Origin of the sequence: Lewinella sp. LCG006, assembly GCF_040784935.1 — a bacterium.
GTDB lineage: Bacteria > Bacteroidota > Bacteroidia > Chitinophagales > Saprospiraceae > Lewinella.
This window is the reverse complement of sequence record NZ_CP160680.1, coordinates 7,192,785-7,217,725: the sequence shown is the minus strand read 5'-3', so window position 1 is coordinate 7,217,725 and position 24,941 is coordinate 7,192,785. Positions and strand designations below refer to the sequence as shown.

The following is a 24,941-nucleotide window of genomic DNA, read 5'->3' as shown; positions in this document are numbered from 1 at the left end:
AAACATGACCATTAACCAACTTATCGAAAACGTAGAGGTACTCCAAAGCTGGGGTGATCTCAACGTGGAAGTCCACCAGCTGGACTTCGATTCGCGTAAGGTGGTTCCTGAGAGCCTTTTTGTAGCCGTAAAGGGTACGCAAGCCGATGGTCATGATTACCTGTCTCAAGTGATAGCTGGAGGTGTTACCGCCATTGTGGCCCAAAGAGCACCACAGTCGGAAGAAGAAAAACAGATAGCTTGTTGGTTAAACGTAGCCAACAGCGCTGCTGCATTAGGACAGATGGCCGCTGCCTTTTTTCATTATCCAAGTCGTGATGTGAAATTGGTCGGTATTACAGGGACCAATGGAAAAACGACCTGTGCTACGCTGCTGTATCAGTTGTACCAAGGCTTGGGCGAAAAAACAGGCTTGTTGTCGACGGTGGAAAACCGGATAGGAGAGGAAGTCGTTGCGGCTTCACACACCACTCCTGATGCCGTACAACTTAATCGCTTGCTGGCGCAGATGGTAGCAGCCCAATGCACTTATGTTTTCATGGAAGTAAGCTCCCACGCAGTTGATCAGGAACGCATTGCCGGACTGGATTTTGCGGGAGGTGTCTTCACCAATATGTCGCACGATCATCTTGATTATCACGGTACTTTCAAGGCGTACATCGAGGCGAAAAAGAAGTTCTTTGATAATTTACCCAAAGGGGCTTTTGCGCTGGTAAATGTAGATGATAAGCGCGGTAGTGTGATGGTACAGAATACTGCTGCAACCAAGCGCAGCTACAGCTTGAGAGCTATGGCCGACTTCCGCGCGCGAATTCTTGGCAATAGCCCGGAAGGTCTACATTTGGAGTTGGCAGGGCACGAGTTGTTTGCGCGTATGATTGGCCATTTCAATGCCTACAATTTACTGGCTGTTTACGGAACGGCGGTATTGTTGGAGGCGCCCACCCAAGAAGTACTGCGCATACTCAGTGGCTTGCCTGGTCCTGCGGGGCGGGCCAGCTACGTACGCAACGGACAAAGTGGTATTACAGGGGTTGTAGATTATGCGCATACACCAGATTCGGTAGAGAAGATATGCCAGACGCTACGGGAGATGCTGCCACGCAATCAGCGATTGACAACCGTCCTTGGTTGTGGCGGTGACCGCGATCGAACCAAACGACCACTGATGGCCAAAGCTGCTTGCGATTACAGCGACCTGGTGATTTTGACGAGTGATAACCCTCGGTCAGAAGATCCTGAAACCATTTTGAATGAAATGGAGCAAGGAGTGCCTGCTGATAAAAAGGATCAGGTGCTGAGAATTACGGATCGGCGATCCGCCATTGTTACTGCTTGTCGGCTGGCAAAACCAGGAGACATCGTACTGATAGCGGGCAAAGGACACGAAACTTATCAGGAGATCAAAGGTGTGAAACATCCTTTTTCGGATGACGAAGTTTTGCGCAATGCCCTGGATACGATAAAGCAAACGAACTAATAGACCTAGGAACCACAAAACGAAAAAACAATGCTCATTTATTTGGTAGAATGGTTAGATGCGACGTTTGGACTGGGGTCCTGGACGCGGCTATTCCAGTACATCACCTTTCGGGCGGGAGTAGCGATCATTCTATCCTTGATCATCTCGATGTTGTTTGGTGGGAAGATTATTCGGTTGTTGCGGTCATTGCAAGTAGGGGAGGAAGTTAGAGACCTGGGATTAGATGGCCAAAAATCAAAGCAAGGCACGCCAACCATGGGCGGAATCATCATCGTGATGGCCATCTTGGTGCCTTGTTGGTTGATGGCTCGCCTGGATAATATCTACATCGTCATGATGCTGGTAGCGACCAGCTGGATGACGGTCATCGGTTTTATTGACGATTACATCAAGGTCTTTCGCAAGAATAAAAAAGGATTACACGGCCGCTTCAAAGTGATGGGCCAGATCGGGCTGGGCCTTTTTATTGCCCTGACGATGATGAACAACGAACAGATTGTAGTTCGCCTCGACGTTGCGGAAGCGCAAAGTATTGGGCTCACCAAAGATCACATGGTGGGCAGCCCAATAGAGGTGAAAGCAGCCAACGATGTGGTGACGATTAAAGCAGATTACAAGACCAATCTGACCAATGTTCCCTTTATGAAAGGCAACCGGTTGGATTATGGTCGCCTACTGCCCTTGGCACCTCATTTGGCCTGGATCATCTTTGTACCCTTAGTGATTTTTGTTGTCACAGCAGTGTCGAATGCGGCCAACTTGACGGATGGCTTGGATGGTTTGGCTACGGGGGTCTCGGGTATTATTGGGATAACCCTGGCTGCTTTTGCCTACGTATCTGGCAATAGCATTGCCGCCAACTACCTCAATATTTTGCATTTGCCGGGTAGTGGTGAACTGGTGATTTACGCAGCTTGCTTTTTGGGAGCTTGTTTGGGCTTCCTGTGGTACAATTCTTACCCCGCTCAGGTTTTTATGGGCGATACGGGCAGCCTGACCTTGGGAGGGATCATTGCTGCGATGGCCATCCTGTTGCGCAAGGAATTGTTGATTCCCATCCTGTGTGGAATTTTCGTTGCAGAAAATCTCTCGGTGATGGTTCAAGTGGGGTATTTCAAGTACACCAAGAAAAGATACGGTGAAGGGAAACGGATATTTTTGATGTCTCCTCTTCATCATCATTATCAGAAAAAAGGAATGCCGGAAACCAAGATCGTAACACGTTTTTGGATTGTCGGAATTCTACTGGCGGTAGCTACCGTCTTAACGCTAAAACTTCGCTAATGCTAACGGACAGCCCCATGCATATTGTGGTTTTAGGTGGCGGCGAAAGCGGCGTAGGAGCGGCTTTGCTGGCGCAAAAGAAAGGAGCAAAAGTGTTTCTTTCTGATCGGGGAAATATTAGCCCTAATCAGCAGGTAGAACTGGAACTGGCAGGTATTGAGTTCGAAAGCGGACAACATACCTGGGATCGGATCTTCGCTGCCGATGAGGTCATCAAAAGCCCGGGCATTCCTGATACGGTACCGCTGATCAAGCAGTTGCACGACCAAGGGATACCCGTTATCGGAGAAATTGAATTTGCTTCCCGGTATACTGATGCTCCGCTGGTAGCCATTACTGGTAGCAATGGTAAAACCACTACGGCCTACCTAACGCATCACCTGCTGAAAGCAGCGGGCAAAGATGCGGCTTTGGTAGGGAATGTGGGTATTAGTTTTGCCCGCCATCTGGCAACAGAAGGTGAACCAGAAGTTTTTGTGATTGAAGTGAGCAGTTTTCAATTGGATAGTATTCATTATTTCCGTCCCCAAGTGGCGGCTATTCTCAACATTACGCCCGATCACCTGGATCGCTATAATTATGAGATGGATGGCTACATTGATTCGAAAATGCGCATCACCAAAAACCAGGAACTAAGCGATACTTTTTGGTTTTTGGCCGAAGATGAAAACATTGACAAAGGGAGACAACGCAATCCGGTGGCCGCACAGCTTCGCCCTGTCAGCAAAGCACAGTTGACCGAAAAAGGCATACTGCTGGGTGGCGAGGAAATTGACCTGACGCGTACACAGCTAAAAGGCAAACACAACGCCCTCAATGCCCTCTTTGCGGCAGGCATGGCGCAAACTTTTGGCATCAGTACCGAGGAAATCAGGGCCGGGCTCGAAAGTTTTCAGCCGATTCCTCACCGCTTAGAACCCGTCGGCGTCGTGGATGGCGTAACCTACATCAACGATAGCAAAGCTACCAATGTAGACGCCGTCACCTACGCACTTGATGCCATGGATAAAGACATCATTTGGATTGCCGGTGGCACTGACAAAGGAAATGATTACTCACCGCTCTTTGAGGCGGCTCGTACTAAAGTAAAAGCCCTGGTTTGTCTGGGTGCTGATAACACCAAGCTGAAAGCAGCTTTTGCAGGAATTATTGACAAGATTGAAGAGACCAACACCGCGCAGGGTGCCGTAATGGCCGCCAAAGCACTGGCCAAAGAAGGACAGGTAGTATTGCTATCGCCAGCGTGCGCGAGTTTTGACCTTTTTAAAAATTATATCGACCGGGGCGATCAATTTCGCGCCGCCGTACAGACGTTGCGGTAAAGACGTTGCACTGCAACCTTTCTCTACCACAACCTCTAAAACAAAAAAAAGACATGAGTTTTTCAACCAGAATAGCAGCAGAATTACGTGGAGACCGGGTGGTCTGGGCGATTCTCGTCCTGTTGGGGCTGTTTTCCATTCTGGCGGTTTACAGCTCTACGGGTACCCTGGCCTACCGGGAACGCGGCGGAAATACCGAGGCTTACCTCTTCAAGCACGGAATCATTCTGGCAGCGGGTTTGGTGGTTACCTACTTTGCGCATTTACTACACTATCGACGGTACATGAACTGGTCGCCAGTGTTGTTGCCGATGGCCGTGATTTTACTGATGTATACGATGATATTAGGGCCGGAAATCAATGAGGCTCGTCGCTGGATTGTACTGCCAGTCATTGGTTTGAGTTTTCAAACTTCAGACTTTGCCAAGTTGGCGTTGATCATTTATGTGGCGCGGGCTATCAGTAGTAAGCAGGATTATATTGAAGACTTTAAAAGTGCCTTCTTGCCAATTATTGTGCCGGTTGTAATGGTCTGCGCTCTGATTGCACCAGCGGATTTGTCGACGTCAATTATCCTGTTTCTGGCTTGTCTGCTGATGATGTTTGTGGGCCGGGTAGCCTTAAAGTACATCGGTCTATTGATGTTGACGGGGGGGATTGTTTTTGTGATGCTGATCATGCTGGGGCGAACTTTCCCTAAGCACATCCGCGTAGCAACCTGGGAGAGTCGTCTGCAGGAGTTTTACTCCCCCGAACCAGGAGGAGAAGATACTTACCAGATCGATCAGGCAAAGATCGCGTTGGGGAATGGTGGACTGACGGGCATGGGCCCCGGCAATAGTACCCAGCGTAATTATCTGCCCTACGCTCACGCCGATTTTATCTACGCGGTGATCTGCGAAGAGTACGGCGTCATTGGTGGAGCAGTAATTATTGGATTGTACTTGCTGCTGTTTTTTAGGGTAACCCGATTGATAACCAAAAGCCCCAAAGCTTTCGGGGCGATGGTCGCACTAGGGTTAAGTTTGGTGGTGGTCATTCAAGCATTTTTCCATATTGGTATCAACGTCAACTTGTTGCCGGTAACGGGGCTAACGCTACCATTGATTAGTATGGGAGGAACCTCCTTATTGTTCACCTGTATTGCTTTCGGGATCATCCTGAGTGTAAGCAAATACATAGAATCCGTTGCCGAATGAGCCAACAGCAAGAACAATTGAGGATCATCTTTAGTGGTGGCGGTACTGGTGGGCATATTTTCCCCGCAGTAGCGATAGCCGACCGAGTAAAAGAACTGGTACCTACGGCTCAGATCAGTTTCGTAGGTGCGCAAGATAAAATGGAGATGGAGCGGGTCCCGAAAGCGGGCTACCCCATTGAAGGACTTTGGATCAGTGGTTTACAGCGTAAGCTGACGGTTCAAAATCTGCTTTTTCCAGTAAAAGTACTGGCCAGTCTTTGGAAGGCCGGCCGGATCGTTCGCCGGATTCAACCACAGGTTGTGGTGGGAACGGGTGGATTTGCGAGTGGTCCTTTGTTGCGACAAGCAGCGGCCCAAGGCATTCCTACCCTTATCCAGGAGCAAAATGCTTACGCAGGACTGACGAACAAGTGGCTGGCTAAAGTGGCTTCGAGAATTTGTGTGGCTTACCCTGGAATGGAGCAATTTTTTCCAGCAAATAAGCTAATGGAAGTGGGCAACCCTGTTCGTGAGGACATGCTGGCTACCCAAGAAAATCGTGCCGAGGCATGTGCTCATTACGGTTTTAGCAGTGATCAACCCGTAATTCTGGTAACGGGAGGCAGCCTTGGCGCTAGAACCTTGAACCAGGCATTGGCTGCGGCCTACGAACAACTAGCCGCCAATCCAGAAGTACAAGTACTGTGGCAATGCGGAAAATATTACAACGAAGAATACAGCAAGTGTGCAACGGCACAATTGCCCAATGTGAACTTGTTGCCTTTTTTAGATCGGATGGATCTCGCCTATGCTGCGGCAGACATCGTGATCAGTAGGGCAGGCGCATTGACCATTGCTGAGATCTGCTTGTTGGGTAAAGCTTCCATTCTGGTGCCTTCTCCCAATGTGGCCGAAGATCATCAAACCAAGAATGCCCTGGCATTGACGAACAGGAAAGCAGCTATTCTGGTAAAAGACCAGGATGCAAAAGCCAGCTTGATTGCAACGGCAATCAATTTGCTGCAAGATGAAAAAGGACGCAAAGCACTAGCACAAAACGCCCAGCTATTGGCTTACCCCAATGCTGCCGATAAGATCGCCAGAGAAGTGTTACGCCTGGCCAAATGGGAAATAACCAACCAACCATCAACCAACAACTAACAACCATCAACCAATCAATGAAACTTGACAACATTCATAACATCTATTTCGTCGGTATCGGCGGTATTGGCATGAGTGCCCTGGCGCGCTACTTCCACGGTCGTGGTGTGAAGGTGGCTGGGTATGACCGTACCGAAACGACCCTTACGAAGACGCTGGTGTCGGAAGGCATTGCCGTGCGCTATGTAGCCGAGGTAGAGACCTTGCCGCAGGATGTTGATCTGGTGGTTTATACGCCGGCGGTTCCCGCCAACCACGCCGAGTTGGTATGGTTTCGCGAGCAAGGTTATCCGGTGCTTAAGCGAAGCGCGGTGCTGGGGATTATCAGCGAAGGCATGCGGGCAGTGGCGATAGCGGGTACCCACGGCAAAACGACAACTTCTACACTTACTACGCACTTATTGCGTAGCGGTGGCGTCGATTGCAATGCCTTCCTGGGCGGTGTGGCCCGTAATTTTTCTTCCAATTTTGTGGAAGGAGACAGTGAGTGGGTCGTCATTGAGGCCGATGAGTTTGATCGTTCCTTCCTGACCTTGCATCCTGATATTGCGACCATTATGTCGCTGGATGCGGATCACCTGGATATTTACGGCGACCTTTCTACCCTCATGGAAACTGGATTTTTAGCTTTCGCAAAACAATTGAAACCAGGTGGTGAACTGTTGGTGAAAGCAGGCTTGGAAGAAAGCTTTAGTCATCTGGATATAAAGGTGAGTACGTTCGGTATAGCAACCGGTGATGCACAAGCACAAAACCTGCGGGTAGAAGATGGTTTCTTCGTTTTTGATTACCAAAGCGGAGCAACCCGAATCAGCAATCTGCGTCATCCTCATCCTGGAAGGCATAATGTGGAGAATGCCCTGGCAGCAATTACCGTTGCTTTACGATTGGGGGTAGCTCCCGCAGCAATCGCTGATGGCTTGTTGAGCTTTCGGGGGATTGCGCGCCGGTTCGAGTTTCACATTCGTGAGAAGGAACTGGTGTACATTGATGATTATGCACACCACCCGACGGAACTGTCCGCTGCCATTGGAGCCGCGCGAGAATTGTATCCTGGAAAGAAACTTACGGGAATTTTTCAACCGCACTTGTTTTCGCGCACGCGTGACTTTGTAGAAGGGTTTGCCGCAGCTATGGACATGTTGGATGAAGCCCTTTTATTGGATATTTATCCAGCCAGGGAAGAACCGATTCCAGGGGTAGATTCCCAGTTGATTTACCAGCACATGAAAAATAAAAACTGCCAATTGTTGACCAAAGCAGAAGTTTTGGCAACCCTGGCAAAGATGGACATCGAAGTACTAATGACCCTCGGTGCCGGAGACATTGACACCTTAGTAGACCCTATTAAAGAACAATTGCTGTCAAAGACAACACAGCACTAGGATAAAAAATGAGTACAGCTAAAAGCGATATCGTCAAGGTTTTAAGGATGCTCCTCTGGGGAGTAGCCCTAATTGCCGGTGCCTCTATAGTACTAGGGGCGATGCAGCGCAAGGAGAATGCTCCAATTCATGACATTGTTATTGATATAGCGCCTTTGGCTAGTGGTGATTTTTTGATCAGTGAAGAAGATATTCCCGTGATGCTGGAAGAGCGCTTTGCGCATCCAATCACCGCTTTCCCAGTGGGCAAACTTGATGTTGAACGCCTGGAAAGAGTACTGGAAGAAGATCCTTTCGTCAAGAGTGCGGAGGCATACATTGATGCGCAGGACAGGGTGAACATCGAGCTGGTCCAGCGCGAGCCGATCCTGCGGATAATGGACAACAATGGCCTGAACTACTACCTGGATAAGGAAGGGAACCAAATACCACCGAGCAAGCATTATGCCGCCCGGGTGAGGGTAGCCACGGGCAATTTACCGCCCCACGAAACGGATTTCCTGACGCAGGAAGATCATCTGCTACGCCAGGTATTTGTATTAAACGAATTACTGTTGGAGGATCCTTTTTTGGATGCTTTGATTGAACAAATTTATATCAACAAACGCGGAGAATTTATTCTCAGCCCAAAGATTGGCAAACAGACGATTATGTTTGGGCGCTACCAGCAAGCTGAGGGGAAATTGAGCCGATTAAAGACTTTTTACCGGGAAGGTTTGCCTTACAAAGGTTGGCAGGCCTACAGCTCCTTTGACCTTCGTTATGAGGGACAGGTAGTGTGTAAAAAACGATAAAACACTTAATGGGCACTAGAGCCCTGATTGACATTTTTTTATTTTAAAACGGAATGCAATGGAATCAAAATTTGTAAACCCACCTAATGACGCGATTGTAGCTGTCGACATCGGTACCACCAAAGTGTGTGCAGTTGTAGGACGACGCAATGAGCATGGTCAACTCGAAGTCTTGGGCTTCGGGAAAGTTGAAAGTGAGGGCGTCCTGCGGGGTGTCGTCTCTAACATCGAAAAAACGGTGAACGCCATTACCGAGGCGGTCCGCATTGCGGAACGACAAAGTGGACTCACCTGCAAGGAAGTGCACGTTGGCATCGCCGGCCAGCACATCAAGAGCCTGCAACACCGCGGAATGCTCACCCGTGATAACGATCATACCGAAATCAGCCGCCGCGACATTGAGCGTCTGATCAGCGATATGTACAAGTTGGTATTGCCTCCGGGCGATAAGATCCTACACGTTATCCCACAGGAGTACACCATTGATAGTGAACAAGGCATTACCGATCCTATCGGAATGTCGGGCATTCGTCTGGAAGCGAATTTCCACATTATCACGGGGCAGATCACGGCTTCCAACAACATCCACCGCTGTGTAGAACGCGCCGGGATGCGGGTGAATAACCTGACCCTGGAGCCTATTGCCAGTGCAGCAGCAGTGCTTAGTGAGGAAGAAAAGGAAGCGGGTATTGCACTCGTTGATATCGGTGGAGGAACTACGGATATAACCATTTTCAAAGATGGTATTATTCGCCACACCGCAGTGATTCCTTTTGGTGGCAACGTCGTAACCGGTGATATCAAAGATGGTTGCAACGTGATGGCTCATCATGCGGAAAAGTTGAAAGTAAAGTACGGATCAGCCCTGGCTCAGGAGGTGTACGATAATCGTATCATCGCTATTCCTGGCCTGCGTGGCCGTGATCCTAAGGAAATATCAGAAAAGAACCTGGCGCGGATTATCCAGGCCCGTGTAGAAGAAATCTTCGACTACGTGGTATGGGAAATTCGCCGGTCTGGCTACGATCGCAAACTTATTGGCGGCATTGTCGTGACGGGAGGCGGTAGCCTACTGCGCCACATCGACAAGCTGGTAGAGTTGCATACTGGCCAGAGCTGTCGGGTAGGAACACCCGTAGAGCACTTGGCACACGGTTACCACAAAAACCTGAGCAGCCCCATCTACGCAACGTCGATAGGCTTGTTGCTCAAAGGCTTTGAAGACATGGACCAAGGTAAAATCATGGCCGCTACTGCCGCACCGGAACCTAAGGAGGAACCCGCAGCAGAAGAAGCGATGGAAACTGTTGCTGAAGGCGAAGCCGGTGGCAAATGGTTGGAAACCATCTTCAAAAAAACCAAAGAATGGTTTGAAGCGGAACCGGATTCTGAGTTCTAAGCTCGGAATTCCATTTGTGATATTTTCTATTAACAACTGATACCGAAGAGCAGCGATTTACTGATACCAAATCATCTTCGGCAGCATAAAATTTTAAGATCATGATTTTCGATCTGCCAAAGGGCGAAAGCCCCATCATTAAAGTAATAGGCGTTGGCGGCGGCGGTAGCAATGCAGTCAACCACATGTATAAGCAAGGTATTGTTGGCGTAGATTTCGCCATCTGTAATACCGATAATCAGGCGATGGACCAAAGTCCGATCCCAACCAAAATCCAGCTCGGTCCTAACCTCACGGAAGGCCGCGGAGCAGGCTCAAAACCCAATGTGGGTAAGTTGGCCTGTGAAGAGTCGATTGAAGATGTAAAACGCTACCTCGGCAACGACTGTAAGATGCTGTTCGTAACGGCAGGTATGGGCGGTGGTACGGGTACCGGAGCAGCTCCTATCATTGCCCGCACGGCGCGGGAAATGGACATCCTGACGGTGGGAATCGTTACCTTGCCTTTCACCTTTGAAGGACGTCGTCGTACCTCTCAGGGTACCGAAGGCCTGGAAGAACTGAAGAGCCAGGTGGATACGCTAATCGTAATTTCTAACGACAAATTACGTCAAATCCATGGTAACCTTAGCCTGTCGGATGCCTTTGGCCAAGCCGATAACATTCTGACCACAGCAGCGAAAGGCATTGCCGAGATCATCACTGTTCCCGGTTATGTGAACGTTGACTTTGAGGATGTCAATACCGTTATGCGAGAAAGTGGTGTAGCCATCATGGGTACCGCTATGGCAGAAGGAGACGACCGTGCCCGGGTAGCTGTTGATCAGGCCCTGCACTCTCCGCTGCTAGAGGACAATGACATTCGTGGTGCCAAGCATATCCTGCTGAACATCACCAGTGGTACCCGTGAGGTGACCATGGACGAAATCTTTGAAATCACAGAGTTCGTACAGGAAGAAGCGGGCTACGGAACAGACCTTATCTGGGGTAACTGTTTTGATGAAACCCTGGGCGATAAGATCAGCGTGACGGTTATCGCTACTGGTTTTGAGAACAAGCGCAAGCGCATTGAGAAGGCAGAACCAAATCGCGTAGTGGTGAGCCTGGATGATGAGCAGGAGGCTGCCCGCAAGGAGCAAGCACCCAAAATGCCTAATCAGCCGAACCAACCTAATAACCTTTCCCGTATTGGTTACGAAGGTGAAGATACGCCCCAGGCACCCACTTTCGAATTTGACGATGTGCAGGAAACCGTTTCGCGTTACCAGCGTCGGAACTATGCTTACGAAGATCCTCACGCCAAGGACCCTTCTGAAATCGCTGCGGAGCAAGAGCGCGCTCGTGAGATGGAAGAACGGCGCCGAGAACGCTTGCGTAGCCAGCACGTAAAATTGAATAACCCACAAACCGTGAACGAGATGGAAAGTGAGCCTGCTTACCTGCGACGAGGCGTCCAGTTGGACAATATTCCCCGCTCGGAAGGCCACGACCTCTCAAAATGGACCATCGGTGATGAGGAAGAACCGGAATTGCGTAGAGGCAACTCCTACCTCCACGACCAGGTGGACTAGATAGTTGATGGGTTCAATCCCCATCAAGACTTTTATTTTATTGCTTCCGTTAATAAGCAACTTAGCATTTAGGTAAAGCGCCCGCTTGTCGGGCGCTTTCTTTTTTTTCTTTCGATTCTTTATAGAAAATTTCTATTTTTGCGGCATCATTGGAAGACCGACTTTATTGTCATGGGTCTTCCTATCTATGCGTTTAAAAAATTAGCGCCAAATGCCAAGAGAATTTAGCAAACTCACCGAAGCGGAAAAGCAGCACATGGTTGATGCAATCCCCTTAATTACCATTCTTGTCGCTGGAGCCGACGGTAATATGGACGATAACGAGCTGGAGTGGGCAGAGAAGATTACGAAAATTCGCAGTTACGACCACGCTAGCAAGTTGAACGACTATTTCAAGTTGGTAAGTGATCATTTCACTACCCGTATCAATGAAATGGTGATCCGTTTGCCAAAAGATACCGCCGAACGTACCCAGGTCATCTCCGAAGAACTAGCAAAGTTGAACCCTATTCTCCACAAGTTGGGGGCTTATGATGCGGCGATTTACTACAAAAACTTCCGCACTTTTGCGGAGCATGTTGCCGAAGCATCGGGAGGAATCCTTGGTTTCGCCAGTGTCGGTCCGGAAGAAGAAAAAGTTGTTCATCTTCCTATGTTGGAAGTTTTTGAATAATCATCTCTGAGAGATATATAAGCCATTCGGCTTCCTTACAGTCATCCTTTTTTGCTCATGCAAAGGGGGATGACTGTCTTTTTTGGGGTTTTGGGGGGCTTATGCGTATTTATGTCACCTAAGAGCATGTTTGGAGCTTGCTTGCACCGAAAACCAAGCATTTAGCTAGAATGCTAAATCATTTATTTTCAAAAGTAATCCGCTCCAAACATGCTCTAAATGTTGTGCAACGACTCACGAGGTCAACCATTGAACCATCCAACCAATAGCTATCCAACTTTTAAACTTTTACACCCTCACACTTACCCAACTTTTACACTTTTCGCCGACCCCTAAGGCTGAACCTCGTACACCAACCACCACTGCGATCTACCTAGCCAATTGTTGAAATTGAGGTGCATTATCCAGTCAGGAAAGCTGCTATAGATAAGGTCTTTGTCGCCAGGTATACGGTCGATTGGATAGCCTTCACGACGATCAACCACCAGTAGGTAAGGTTCTTTTCCGTAAAGGGGAAGCTTGTCGAGGCTGCTAACCTCAGCGACACACAAATTGGAACGTTTATAGTAATGGATGTACAAAGCTGCTTTGTAGGGGTGATCCTGAACACCGTAAATCGTGATGGGCGTTTCGTAGCGGTCGTAAACGGTACGAAAAATGTTCATTTCCATGACAATGGGCCAGAACATAATGAACAGGGTGAGTAGGGCATTGTGCGTCCAGAAAATTCGCCAGCCTAGGCGATAACCTCGCGCAGACCAGAGGGGACCTTGGCGGCGATCTTCCCACCATTGCAAGGCAGTACTGAGCGCGATGGGGAGGAAAGGCAAAAGGACATATAAAAAACGCAACTCCTTGTGGGCAATCAGTAAGTGAATACCCACAAAGGGAATGGTGATCCAACTCAGGAGGTCTTTAGGCTTTTTCCAGATGAATAGACCTACTGCAAGCAAGTACAAAAGCCCGAAAGGAGGAATGCCTTTGATGATTGTTTCTTCAAAATACTTCCACCAAGGGTCTACACCAAAGGTAGATGCTTTGTCTAGCAGTATATTCTGTTCGAAATAGTGCCAGGGACTGAATACCCATTCGCCGTAAAACCAGCGGTCGACCATTGTTCCAATGCCTACCATCAGTAGTCCTCCCAAAATAAAAGCCATTAGCTTTCCCACCTTTTCTTTTTGGATGAAAATTAGCCACAGCCCAAAACCAGCAATCATGAAAGCTACCTGATAGCGAAAGACGAAAGATAAACCCACTAACAAACCTAAGGCCAGGTATTGCCGCCAATGAGGAGATTTCCAATAGCTGAAAAGTCCTACGGCCAAGGCAAAAGTGTTGGCAGACCAGGTTTCAGAGTTGAAACGTACCCCATTGTAAATGCCAAACCAGAGGAAAAAACTGAAGAGGAAAAAGGCCCAACGTTGATGCCCCTCGGTAAAGCGCGAAGCATAAACACGAAAGAGTAGCCAGCTGACTACCAGCGAGAAAGCAGCACTGAGCAGCCGCAACAACCAAGCAATGGTGAAAGGGTTTTCGCAGCCGAATATTGCAGCTGTTTTATGAGCTATGACGACCATTGCAGGCTGTAATGTCGGGCGCATCCGGGCCTGGTATTCCCAGGCGAGATCGTGCACTTCATTGATGCCTAATTTGAATCCCGCAAATTCTGAAATTTGAAAATGCTCATCGGATTGGTTGAACCCCGTAGAAAACCAGGAGGTGACAAGGAAGATACTGATTGCTAAATATAGCCACTTAGCTAGAGAGGGGAAAGTGTCAGAAGTAGACAAAATGATAGCATGTTTTGAAGTGGCGAAGGTAATGATTTATAGTCTCTAAAATAAAAGTCTTACCTTGATTGCATTAACTTATAGTGAATAATTATGGGGTTTGTAATTTCGGATAACAGTATCATCGTTTACGCAATCATAGCGGCGATGCTCATTATTGTTCTTGCGCTTATTTTTCACAGTGGATTCCGAAAAGACATGCAGTCGGCAGAAGGCGAGGTCAATTTTGCTGGCTTGGCACTCAAAGGAATTGCCCCGGTTTTAATTTTTGGACTATGCTTAATCGCGCTGTTTAAATTCAAAAGTGAAGTGCCGGAAATAGATACCGCATCGGCCATCAATCATTTGAAAAAGGAAACGCAAGACCAGTACCTTACGTCTGCTGGTGGTGGTGGCGAAAAAGTTGAGTTATTGGTCAATACCCAAGAAGATCAAGGAACCATCATCGGGGAGGTAGAACTCCCGAAATCAAAGGCGCAAACACAGGTACAAACGGTTTCAGAAGTGAAGGAGTTAGGATTGGAAGAGATGTTTGATCTAGCCAACTTTTACAGTGTCAGTAAGAAAGCCAAGTGTGGGGATTATGTTTTTCAGCTGTTCAACAAGCGCAAGGCAGAAATCAATGATTTAGCGAAAGAAGATCAGGAAAAACTGGCCTTGGTCATAGCTGGTTTGGGGGAAACCTACTATCTGGAAACCTCCAAAGTTGATACCTTGTTGGGATTTATTGATGCCTTGAACAATCTGAGTCCTAAATACAAAGCATTGCGTCAGGCGGAGCTTTTGTATAATGTAGGTATCTATACTAAAGACAATGAATGGCGCTTCAAAGCTTTAGACAAATATTTTGAGCAATACCGCTATGCCAGTCTACCAGAGCAGAGCAAAAAAGAGGCGCAAGAGCTGTATCGTTTTCTATCTGTGACCTCTAAATATCGGCGTCAAATAGCCGAAACCATCGGCAAGGATAATGTAGACGCTTTGAATAAGGTGATTGAGGAGAAAACGAATGCAGGGTAAGTTTTACTATGCTTCTTGAAAATTGCGCTATGCTCCGATTATTATTCTCCTTTTTTCTATGCAGTTGTTGCTTCGTTGCGTTGGCCCAACCTCGTCGGGTACAGACGTACAGCGTGAGTGATGGTTTGGCACAGTCGCAGGTCTACGCCTTGTTGGCCGATAGCAGAGGTTTCTTGTGGGCGGGTACCCAAGGTGGTGGATTGTCGCGTTTTGATGGTCAAAAATTTAAGACGTTTGCGGATGCAGAGGGCCTTTTGGGCAATAATGTAGCAGCCTTGTGGGAAGACGCTCGCGGACAAATATGGGTAGGAACTGAAGGAGGCTTGTCGGTTTATGACGGTACTACTTTTCAGGAAATAATACGCGAACAAGAGGTACTTGACATCAAGGGGGATGAAGCTTCCATCTGGGTTTTGACGACGGAGAAAATTTATTTTTCCAAGGATCAGGGCAATGATTGGGAGGAGCTTGGTTTTCCCAAGCCTTATTTGCAGGTTTACTGCTTGTCTTACGAGCAAGATCGGCTACTGTTGGGGACCGATCGCGGCGTTTGGGCCTGGAAAAACAAGGCTTGGACTGCTTTAGTAGGGGAATATAATGGAAGCCGCCAGATTTGGTCGATGTACCGTTATCTGCGGGGGCAAAGTTGGGCGCTAGCTCCTGGGGGGCAATTTTTTTCTGTAGAAGGAGATACGCTCCATGCCCGTAAAGTGCCTGCGCGCAATCCTACCGTTTTTTACGTTTCCGAACAAGGAGACAGTTGGTTGGGTACGCAGGATGAGGGCTTGCTGGTGCTTCCTAAAGGTGGTCGACAATGGCTGCCTTTGGAACGTAAGGATGGCTTGGGTAGCAATCATATTCGGGCCATTACCGGCGACCGCTGGGGCAATATCTGGGTAGGAACTTCTGGCGGCGGGCTCAGTTGTATCCGTTATGCCCCCTTTGCTGCTTTTGATCAAAATAAAGGGCTGCCGGATCGAGCCGTATATGCGCTTTGTGAGGTAGATACCCAAGGCATCTTTTTTACCCTTGCCAATCATGGGGTCTATCGCCAAACAGAAAGTGGTCCCGTTGCTCAGCTATCAGAACCAGAAATCAGCGGTGAAAAAATAAAATCGATGGCACACGACTACCGCGGCTGGTGGTGGTTGGGTACACCAGGAGATGGCCTCAAAGTACGCACCGATAGCAGCTGGGTAGAGGTTGATGCGTGTGGGAAATATATTTTAGCCATTTCACCCGCCGGAAGAGACAGCTGGTGGGTAGCAACAGCTTACGAAGGCTTGAGCTTGCTGCGCATGACGGAAGATTCAACGGGGCTGACCTTTCGTTGCCAAACTTTTGGTAGAGAACACGAGCTACCAATCGGTAGAATTGAAAGTCTTCAAAAAGACCAGCAAGGACGCCTGTTAATTGCCTACCGTGAACAAGGATTAGCGTGTTGGGAACCTAATAAGTTACACTGGCAACTGACCAAGCAAGATGGCCTGCCTTCCAATACCGTGAGAGCGGTGCGCCAGGACAGCCTTGGTTACTATTGGCTGGCCACCGCCCGTGGCTTGGTGCGAGTGGGAGAAACTGCTGAAGGTGTCCGCTTGTCTACTTTTCAAAATCAAGATGGCTTGCAATCCAACAACCTATACTGTCTTGCCTTTACCAATGCCCAAGAGCTATGGGTAGGTAGTGAGCGGGGGATGGATCGGATTACACTTGATGCTGCGCGAAACATTAAAGCCGTGGAGTTTTATGGTGAGAAACAAGGATTTACGGGCATAGAAACTTGTACGGATGCTGCACTGGCCGATGCTCAGGGCAATTTGTGGGTAGGTACCATGAATGGACTGATGCTCTTTGAGAATAAGCCGATGAGGGTAACCCGGCTGTCACCACCATTGCTCTCCTTGGCGGGAATTCAGCTGTCGTACCGACCCATAGAGGAAGTTATTCAGCGAACAGTACTTGATGGTTGGGGAAAAGTTGTCGTACCTGGCCTGCAACTGGCACACCACCAAAATCAAATTCGTTTTGAACTCACGGCCCAGGATCTGGCACAACCCCAAGAGGTGCAGTACGAATGGCGTTTGGCAGGTTGGGAAGACGCATGGACACCGCCCAGTGACCAGCGCATTGTTTCTTACGCAAAATTGCCACCGGGTAGCTACACCTTCATGGCCCGAGCAATAGGAGAGGGCAACCGCAAAAGTGATGTGCTACAACTGCCCATTGAAATCGTTCCAGCCTTTTGGCAAACCTCCTGGTTTCGTGGATCATTGATAGGAGGGATGGCCTTGTTTTTTGTACTGCTCCTCTGGCGTATCTTTCATCGCCGCCTACAAAAGCAACGCCAGATAGCGGAAGGCTTACGACTCGAAAACCGACTGTTGGAATTGGAGCAAAAAGCCTTGCAATTGCAGATGAATCCTCATTTTTTGGCCAATGCTTTGCAGGGAATACAATATGAACTGAACCAAGGCGCCTACCAGCGCGCCAGTGCTTACCTGACCAAGTTTGGGGCTCTCATGCGCTCAACGCTCTACCATTCTCGAGCCAGCAAGATTACCCTGAGTGATGAAATCGATAACCTGCAACATTATCTTGCCTTAGAGCAGTTTCGGATGGGGGATCGTTTTTCTTATCGTATTGAAATTCCGGAAACCCTGGAAGTCGATTTGATCGAAATCCCCCCCATGTTGCTTCAGCCTTTTCTGGAAAATGCGGTTCATCATGGCATGAGGAACAAGGAAGGAGATGGCCAAATCAGCGTGACCTTCGCCGAAGAAGGCCCCTCGATACTATTGGTTCGTATTGAAGACAATGGCCCTGGCCTCACAGCAAGTAATACCCAACGCAGCAGTGATCACCGATCTACGGCCCTCAAAGTGATTCAGGAAAGGTTGGAATTGTTAGCGCACAGCACTGTAGTCACGCCTTACCAGATCAAGGATATTGTCGTTGGCGACCAGGTCAAGGGCGTTGTGGTGGAAGTGAGGATACCGGTTTAGGGAAGTCGGAATTGGGAAAGCGGAAGTTGGAAATAATATGACATACGTATTTGTGTATGGGGTGTTAGTTCATTCTGTCTGAGTTCTTCCTGATACTAGCTGCCCTAAATACTTCCGACTTCCCACTTCCGCTTTCCGACTTTGAAAGATTTACTTCCCATGATTAGTCAAAACCCTAGGAATCAAATACAACTCCGTCTGCCGACCGTCGATGTAATTGCAGCTTTGGCCATCGAAGAAAGCATCTTCTTCGAGCATGATGCGGATTTTTTTGTTCCATTCGGGAAGAAAGATGGCGTTGTTGAGCTCGATGGCGTAGCAGGTGTTGGGGTAGAGGGGGTAATCGCCATTGTAGGGCACGCCACCTTGTTGGTCCCACATACCGATGGTAGGGCCCGCAGCGTGGCCGTGGTAGCCAATCGGGTGGGTATAGATGGTAGGTTCCAGTCCTTCGGCTTTGGCCTGTTGTAAAGAAGCTGCCAGTATTTCGTTACCCGAACGGCCGGTACGGTAATTGTTGGTGAGGATATCCATCAGGCGTAAGCCTTTCTGATGTGCAGCTACCAAATAATCGGGCGGAGCGGTTTCGCCAAATTTAAGCACATAGGCATTTTGTTGCGTATCGGTATTGAGGCCCAGGTAAGTGATGCCAAAATCTACGTGCAGCAGATCACCTGGCTGGATGACTTCCTCGGCGGGCCGTCCGGCAAAACTACGGTTGCTCTCTGTATTCTCAGGATCAGCGCGTTGTACATCAACAGTGGGATGGAACCAGGCGGTAAAGCCGAGTTTGCGAATCCGTTCGCGGTACCACCATACGACCTCATCGGTGGTAGTTACCCCTGGGGTAATCACTTGTTCGGAAAAGCCCTCGGCAATGATTTGATGAGCTATCCGCATCACTTGCCGATAGACGGTCATTTCTTCCGGCAAGCGGGTTTCCAGCCAGCCAATCGCCAGGCGTTCGCCACTGACGAGGCGGTTGCGGTATTTCTCTGGGAGGTAGTTCTGCAACTGATCGTAATGATAGGAGGTCAGCCCATCTGCAAGCCCAAAATGCTCGGAGCGATTGATGGCTATTTTCTGAGGGTCACGCTCGGCGATGAGTCGGGCGAGGGCTGCCCATTGGTCGGGTTCGGCCTCTTTGTCCCAAGCTTTCTCAAAGATGCTGCCCACCGCGTAGCGGGCACAGGCCAGGCTTTCGATTTTTTCGCCCGTATCGTACATCACCAAGATCGTCGTCCGCCGTGCCGACAGCCAGGTGCTGGGCAGGAAGGTCTTCAACACTGGGTCTTCATTGTATTCCCTGCTGATGAGCAACCACATGTCGATGCCCTCGCGGCGCATGAGCTCGGGCAAAATCCGTTCCACTCGCTGCTCCAGCCACTGATCGCGCAGGTGAGCTTCTTCTTCGAGGGTGAGGATGGCGGGCATTTGGGCGGCAAGAGAGCAGCTGATGATGAATAATACAGCTAAAGCAAGAAGTGATTTGTGCATGACAACGGAAGGATGGTGAATGGGGGTAAGATAGGAGGTTTTTGGGAAACTTAGGAGTTTCCTACACAGTTGCGCAGCGTTGTATTGATTCTAAATCGGCTTCGTTTTGCATCACATCAAAGGGATCTTCTCCCTGCCTGACGTGCCGCTGGCAGGCAGACCGCTCCTGTGGATCGGTTCTTCCAGCGGCTACTAATTACACACAAGTAGGCTCCGGTCAATAGAGCGAAAGTTGAAAGGCACCCTAAAGGTTTCTTCCAACTCCCCTAGCGCAAATATTGCCTGGAATCTCTTAGATGCCTGGCAATTTAAGCTACCAGCACCAAATACAAGGCTGCGCAGTTGAGGGGAGCTACCCACCAGGAACACGAAGCAGCCCGCAACAGATTTTTGCCGAAAGTCCAGTTTGGCGTCGTTTCAAGGGAGACGATAGCACTAACGACTCCCCCGCGCCAGCTGCCTGGAAGGTGCGAACACAGTGAGCAGTGCCGACCTATTGTCTGTGCGGTGAACCCACCGCCAGTAGTCCGGGACGAACCCTGGAAGGGAGCGACCCTGAAGGGGAGGCGCCATGATAAAAGGTGTAAAAGTTGTTGGGTGTAAAAGTGTAAATGTTTCCACCTTTACACCCTTACACTTTTAGACCTTTACACCTAGACTGTTCAATCTGACCAATCTGGGCTGAGATGTATTTCAGCTTGAATTCACGACCCACCCCAACCCCTCCCTAACTAGGAGAGGGGCTTTTTGAGTTGTATTAAATTTTGATAATCAATACTTTATGAACTCAATTTCTCCCTCCATCACTAGGGAGGGAGTCAGAGGGTGGGTCTTGAACATAGGCCTAAAAGCGTCTCACTCCTTCCTCCCTAGATTGAACAGCCTACCCTTCCACTTTTACACCCTTCCACCCTTACACTATTTCTTAAATCCAAACAACCACTCCAACAAGCCCGGCTCGGCAAAAGCATGGTCCCAACTGTTGTGGTTGACGCCAGGGTACTCGGTATAACGAGGGACAACGCCAAGGCTTGCCAACTGCTGGACGATGCGGCGCGAGTTTTCGACCTTCACCACCTCATCCTCTGCGCCGTGGAAGATCCAGAGGGGGACCTGCTGGGCGTAGAGCCCCACCAGTGCCGGATTGGTACCCCCACAAATAGGGATGGCGGCAGCGAACGTCTGCGGTTCGCGGGCGAGCAACTCGAAGGTAGCCATACCACCCATGCTCAACCCCATGAGGTAGACGCGGTCGGGGTCAACCTTTTCGGTGTCAATGTAGGTGTGGAGTAGTTGCTGTACGGCTGCCAGGCCGGGGTTGGGGCGCTCGTTGAAATTGAATCGACGCTGGTCTTCGTCCTTGACCATCTGGGCCCAGTAATCTTCGGTGGCGCATTGCGGCATCAGGACAATAGCGGGAAACTGCTGCTGATTGTCCAGGAAAAGAGGTGTGCCGTGGGTGAGCTGTAGTTGGTTGTCGTTGCCCCGCTCGCCAGCTCCGTGTAGGAACAATACCAGCGGATATTTTTCTTCTTTATTTTGGTCGTAACCTTGCGGCCAAAGCACTCGATAGGGGAGTAGGTAGCCGGATTGCTCGTCGGTAAAAGTACGGGCTTCGAAGGCGGCTAAGGCCGCGGGAGGTTGGGCTTTTAAGGAGGTCATGGTAGTAATGAGTAAAAGGAAGAGGAGAACTTTTTGCATCTGAAGGAATATGATTTGAAACACAAAATACTAAAAATCTTAGCGTAGTTGGTACTGGGTATAGGGTATAGGGTATAGGGATACAGCGATCATCACTGCTTGATTATCAATATTAGTCTAATATATCAATATTGGAAATTATAAGTTGAGTTCCGCTGGGAAAATCAAAGTCCCTCTACCCTCTACTCAGAGTGCGCAAAGCAGCCGCATCTTTCTACAGACTTTTGACGAAAGTCTATTTACCTTTGTGTTAATGGGCCAAGATCAACCAAAACAGGAATTAGCGGGTTTGTTTTACCGTGAGCTGTACAAGATACGGACGCATTCGTCATTGTCGAATGAAGACCAGACGGTGGCTTGTTTGCATTTGTTGCAGTTGATTTTTGAGGAAGTTACCCGTAGGGAAAAGCTGCCTTTTACGACCTATTTCGCTCGTATGGCTTATGCGGGGCACAAGTATTCCCTGCCGAAGTCTTTGCAGTATTACGTGCATTTGTTCCGACGCTTGGCGCGAAAGAAAGAAGCACAAGGAGATGTAGCAACGGTAGATTTGGGTTCAAAAGTGATCGCCGACCTTATTCTGGCTATCTGGCGACAACCGCCGAGTGAAGAGGTAGCGGTAACCTTGCCTCTGGAATGGGCCCTGCCGATGCAAGAGGTGGCCATTGCGGCCTTCCGGGCCGAAGCAAGGGTGTTGGTGTTGGGAGATGATCCTGCCCTGCAGCAGCTTATTGCCCGCGATGAAGATTACCCAGATCAGGAAGTACGTATCCAATATCATCTGGCCGACCGCAATGAGTTGTTTGATCCAACCATCCAGCTGATGCGTAAAGTGACTGGCTTCCCAGTGAATCTCAATATACTGGATGTGGAAGTGGGGGTGGATGGTATTTACCGTCCGAGGGCATTTGTGCTGGAACCCGATTTCTTGATTGATGTCTCAGCGGTAGCAGAGTGTTTTCACGGCAAGGATACACACCCCTGGGGCTATCTGGTGAAAAAGTTTCTACCCTTTGAGCAAACGGTCGCTTTGATGCTGGGAAACGTAGCCAACTTTTTTCTGGATGAGCTGATGAACGACCCGGAGGTGACCTTCAAATCACTGGCCACCAAAATTTTCAACCTCAATCCCCTGGCATTTTGCTTGTTTTCAGATCGCCAGATTAGGGAGATGATGGGCAAGGCGCAAGGGCATTTTGTGCGCCTCAAGCAGATGGTGGTGCAGGGTTTTGCGCAGGAAGGGATGAACAACGAATACTGCTATCTGGAGCCCACGTTTTACAGCGAACGCTACGGCCTGCAAGGCCGCCTGGATTTGCTTTACCGGAGTCCGCAATTCAAGGGCCGCACCGTCATTGTGGAATTGAAAAGCGGGAAGCCTTACCAACCGAATATCCACGGCATCAGCCCTAATCACTATATCCAGACGGTGCTTTACGATTTTCTGGTGCGTTCGGCTTACGGAGGAGATACCAATGTGGGCTGCTACATTCTTTACAGTAGCCAGGAAGAACGCCCACTGCGATTTGCTCCGGCGATCAAAGCCCAGCAGTACGAGGCCTTACAGCTACGCAACCAGTTGCTAGCCATCGAATATTTGTTGGCCCAATTGGGAATTACGGAAGAGGATTTGTTGGGGCAAACCCGGCGTTTGTTTAGCAAGCTCAATGCAGACAAATACCCCCACTTGAAAGGTTTTGCCGCCCAGGATTTGCAAACCTTCGCGGATGCTTTTTATCGACTTACTAGCGTAGAGCAAGCTTATTTTGGCGCTTTTTCCGGCTTTGTCGCACGCGAACACCGACTGGCGAAAACGGGGGTGCAAGGAATGGACCAGATGAATGGACTGGCCAGTTTGTGGTTGGACCATCCACAAGAAAAAGAACAAAATTACCAGCGGCTCGCCCAGCTTAAACTGGCCGTCAATAAAACCAAGGAAGAGGAACCCATCCTGATCCTTTTACGTGGTGAACAAACCAACACCCTGGCCAATTTCAGGGTAGGAGACATCGCCGTGCTTTTTCCGTATTCTGAAGACGGCAAGGGAGTACTTGATCATCAGGTCTTCAAATGTACCATCCTTTCGTTGGATCAGGAACAGGTGACGGTCCGCTTGCGTAGTAAACAGTTCAATGATCGCCTATTTTACGAAGAAGAATATTGGACGCTGGAGCATGATTTGCTGGATAGCAGTATTAACGCCTACTACCGAGGCTTGTTTGAGTGGGCACAGTCGCCACCTGATCGTCGGCACCTGCTATTGGGTGCACGTGCTCCGCAGCGGGAAGAACCCACTATGCGGGAATGGCCCAAGCTGCTCACCGAAGAGCAGGCTGAGCTGTTGGATCGGATGCTGGCGGCTCCTGAATATTTCCTATTATGGGGCCCTCCGGGAACAGGCAAGACCAGTGTGATGCTTCACTATTTGGTCAAGCACCTTCTGGAAAACACCGACGAAAACGTCCTCCTTTTGGCCTATACCAACCGCGCGGTGGATGAAATCTGTGAGTCGATTGAAGCCATTGGGGATCATGTCAAAGGGCAGTATTTGCGGATCGGCTCCAATTATGGTACGCACCCCAGGTACCAAGACCAACTTTTGCAAGGGGCCATCAAAGGCATCCACAACCGCAAGGAACTACGAGAGCTGATTGAGCAACGCCGCATATTTGTGGGTACGGTAGCTTCTTTAGCCAATAAAACGGATCTGTTTCAGCTAAAGAAATTTCAGCGCGTTATCATCGACGAAGCATCGCAGATATTGGAGCCGCTGCTGGTAGGATTACTTGGGCGTTTCCCCCAGTGGATACTCATTGGCGATCATCGGCAACTGCCGGCCGTGGTGACGCAGACCAAAGAACTTACCCGCGTCCGTGATCAGTCGCTCCGGGAAGCAGGCATTACGGATTTGAGTCAGTCCCTTTTTGAACGCCTTTATCTAAAATGCCAGGCAGAAGCTTGGGATTGGGCTTATGGGCAACTCACCCATCAAGGGCGAATGCACCAGGATATCATGCAGTTTCCGGCCAACGCATTTTACCAAGGGCACTTACAATGTTTACCCGCAAATACAGCCCGTTTTGAGCTTCAGCAAAAGCCCATCGATTGGCAACTGCCACCCGATGCCAATGCGCTGGAACAGGCGCTTTGTAAGCAACGACTGGTTTATTTACCTACGCCCATCGACGCTGGTAGTTCAACACTTAAAACCAACGAACACGAAGCACGCCTGCTGGTTGATCTGGTAAAAGCCTTTGAACGCCTGGCCCAAGAAAATGGCGCACCCTTGAGTGCTGGAGCAATTGGAATTATCACTCCTTACCGGGCACAGATTGCTCAGATTCGGAGCATGCTGGAAGCTGAAAAACTAAACCCTGAGGCTTACACCATTGATACAGTAGAACGCTATCAGGGTGGCGCACGCGATATTATCCTGATCAGCTTATGTACCAATGCTGAAAGGCAGATGCAATCACTGAGTGCCCTCTCTACAGAAGGTGTCGACCGGAAGCTGAATGTGGCCATGACGCGTGCACGTTCTCACCTCGTGCTTTTAGGCAACGACAAAATCTTGGCGACCAGCCCGGTGTATAAGGAGTTGTTGGACTTTTGTCGGAGGGATGGTTGATTTTTTGGTTGATAGTTGATGGTTGAAAGTTGATTGTTAACCATCAAC

16 protein-coding genes are annotated in these 24,941 nt (G+C 49.2%); 13 read left to right on the top strand and 3 right to left on the bottom strand.

Going from position 1 to position 24,941, the window contains the following annotated elements:
- Window positions 1–4 precede the first annotated feature (4 nt).
- From AB0L18_RS26490 to AB0L18_RS26445, 10 genes are all read left to right on the top strand, one after another.
- Window positions 5–1,480, top strand: a complete 1,476-nt coding sequence (locus AB0L18_RS26490) for a UDP-N-acetylmuramoyl-L-alanyl-D-glutamate--2,6-diaminopimelate ligase (protein ID WP_367390339.1) — start codon at window positions 5–7, stop codon at window positions 1,478–1,480.
- A 30-nt stretch (window positions 1,481–1,510) separates the two neighbouring features.
- Window positions 1,511–2,767 carry a phospho-N-acetylmuramoyl-pentapeptide-transferase gene (gene mraY / locus AB0L18_RS26485; RefSeq protein ID WP_367390338.1) on the top strand — a complete coding sequence of 419 codons (1,257 nt, stop codon included), beginning with the start codon at window positions 1,511–1,513 and terminating at the stop codon, window positions 2,765–2,767.
- Window positions 2,767–4,089, top strand: a complete 1,323-nt coding sequence (murD, locus tag AB0L18_RS26480) for a UDP-N-acetylmuramoyl-L-alanine--D-glutamate ligase (RefSeq protein WP_367390337.1) — start codon at window positions 2,767–2,769, stop codon at window positions 4,087–4,089. The genes mraY and murD overlap by 1 nt, the downstream gene beginning before the upstream one ends.
- Before the next feature lie 53 nt (window positions 4,090–4,142).
- Window positions 4,143–5,288 (top strand): FtsW/RodA/SpoVE family cell cycle protein, encoded by a 1,146-nt coding sequence (locus AB0L18_RS26475; protein ID WP_367390336.1) that lies wholly within the window; start codon window positions 4,143–4,145, stop codon window positions 5,286–5,288.
- Window positions 5,285–6,430: an undecaprenyldiphospho-muramoylpentapeptide beta-N-acetylglucosaminyltransferase gene (murG, locus tag AB0L18_RS26470; protein WP_367390335.1), complete on the top strand. Its 1,146-nt coding sequence runs from the start codon at window positions 5,285–5,287 to the stop codon at window positions 6,428–6,430. The genes AB0L18_RS26475 and murG overlap by 4 nt, the downstream gene beginning before the upstream one ends.
- Before the next feature lie 17 nt (window positions 6,431–6,447).
- Window positions 6,448–7,815: a UDP-N-acetylmuramate--L-alanine ligase gene (gene murC, locus AB0L18_RS26465; RefSeq protein WP_367393192.1), complete on the top strand. Its 1,368-nt coding sequence runs from the start codon at window positions 6,448–6,450 to the stop codon at window positions 7,813–7,815.
- Between the two features lie 8 nt (window positions 7,816–7,823).
- Window positions 7,824–8,609, top strand: coding sequence for a cell division protein FtsQ/DivIB (locus AB0L18_RS26460; RefSeq protein ID WP_367390334.1), 786 nt, complete (start codon window positions 7,824–7,826; stop codon window positions 8,607–8,609).
- A gap of 58 nt (window positions 8,610–8,667) precedes the next feature.
- The gene (gene ftsA, locus AB0L18_RS26455) at window positions 8,668–10,008 is read left to right on the top strand and encodes a cell division protein FtsA (protein ID WP_367390333.1); all 1,341 of its coding nucleotides are present in this window, start codon (window positions 8,668–8,670) and stop codon (window positions 10,006–10,008) included.
- Between the two features lie 101 nt (window positions 10,009–10,109).
- Window positions 10,110–11,579, top strand: a complete 1,470-nt coding sequence (gene ftsZ, locus AB0L18_RS26450) for a cell division protein FtsZ (protein ID WP_367390332.1) — start codon at window positions 10,110–10,112, stop codon at window positions 11,577–11,579.
- 211 nt (window positions 11,580–11,790) lie between these two features.
- On the top strand, window positions 11,791–12,252 hold the full coding sequence (locus tag AB0L18_RS26445) for a hypothetical protein (RefSeq protein WP_367390331.1): 462 nt from the start codon (window positions 11,791–11,793) through the stop codon (window positions 12,250–12,252).
- Between the two features lie 332 nt (window positions 12,253–12,584).
- Here AB0L18_RS26445 and AB0L18_RS26440 read toward each other — a convergent pair whose 3' ends face one another.
- Window positions 12,585–14,045 carry a glycosyltransferase family 39 protein gene (locus AB0L18_RS26440; RefSeq protein WP_367390330.1) on the bottom strand — a complete coding sequence of 487 codons (1,461 nt, stop codon included), beginning with the start codon at window positions 14,043–14,045 and terminating at the stop codon, window positions 12,585–12,587.
- A 93-nt stretch (window positions 14,046–14,138) separates the two neighbouring features.
- Between AB0L18_RS26440 and AB0L18_RS26435 the strand changes: the two genes are divergently transcribed.
- Window positions 14,139–15,065, top strand: a complete 927-nt coding sequence (locus AB0L18_RS26435; protein ID WP_367390329.1) for a hypothetical protein — start codon at window positions 14,139–14,141, stop codon at window positions 15,063–15,065.
- Window positions 15,066–15,094: 29 nt separating this feature from the next.
- Window positions 15,095–18,067, top strand: coding sequence for a two-component regulator propeller domain-containing protein (locus tag AB0L18_RS26430; RefSeq protein ID WP_367390328.1), 2,973 nt, complete (start codon window positions 15,095–15,097; stop codon window positions 18,065–18,067).
- A 150-nt stretch (window positions 18,068–18,217) separates the two neighbouring features.
- Here the strand turns inward: AB0L18_RS26430 and AB0L18_RS26425 are convergent, their stop codons facing one another.
- Entirely contained in the window at window positions 18,218–19,564 is a 1,347-nt protein-coding gene (locus AB0L18_RS26425) for a M24 family metallopeptidase (protein ID WP_367390327.1), read from the bottom strand.
- A gap of 918 nt (window positions 19,565–20,482) precedes the next feature.
- The gene (locus AB0L18_RS26420) at window positions 20,483–21,265 is read right to left on the bottom strand and encodes a prolyl oligopeptidase family serine peptidase (protein ID WP_367390326.1); all 783 of its coding nucleotides are present in this window, start codon (window positions 21,263–21,265) and stop codon (window positions 20,483–20,485) included.
- Window positions 21,266–21,518: 253 nt separating this feature from the next.
- Here AB0L18_RS26420 and AB0L18_RS26415 point away from each other — a divergent pair, with 253 nt between their 5' ends.
- A complete protein-coding gene (locus AB0L18_RS26415; protein ID WP_367390325.1) occupies window positions 21,519–24,893 on the top strand; it encodes an AAA domain-containing protein in 3,375 nt (1,124 codons plus the stop codon).
- Window positions 24,894–24,941: the final 48 nt, after the last annotated feature.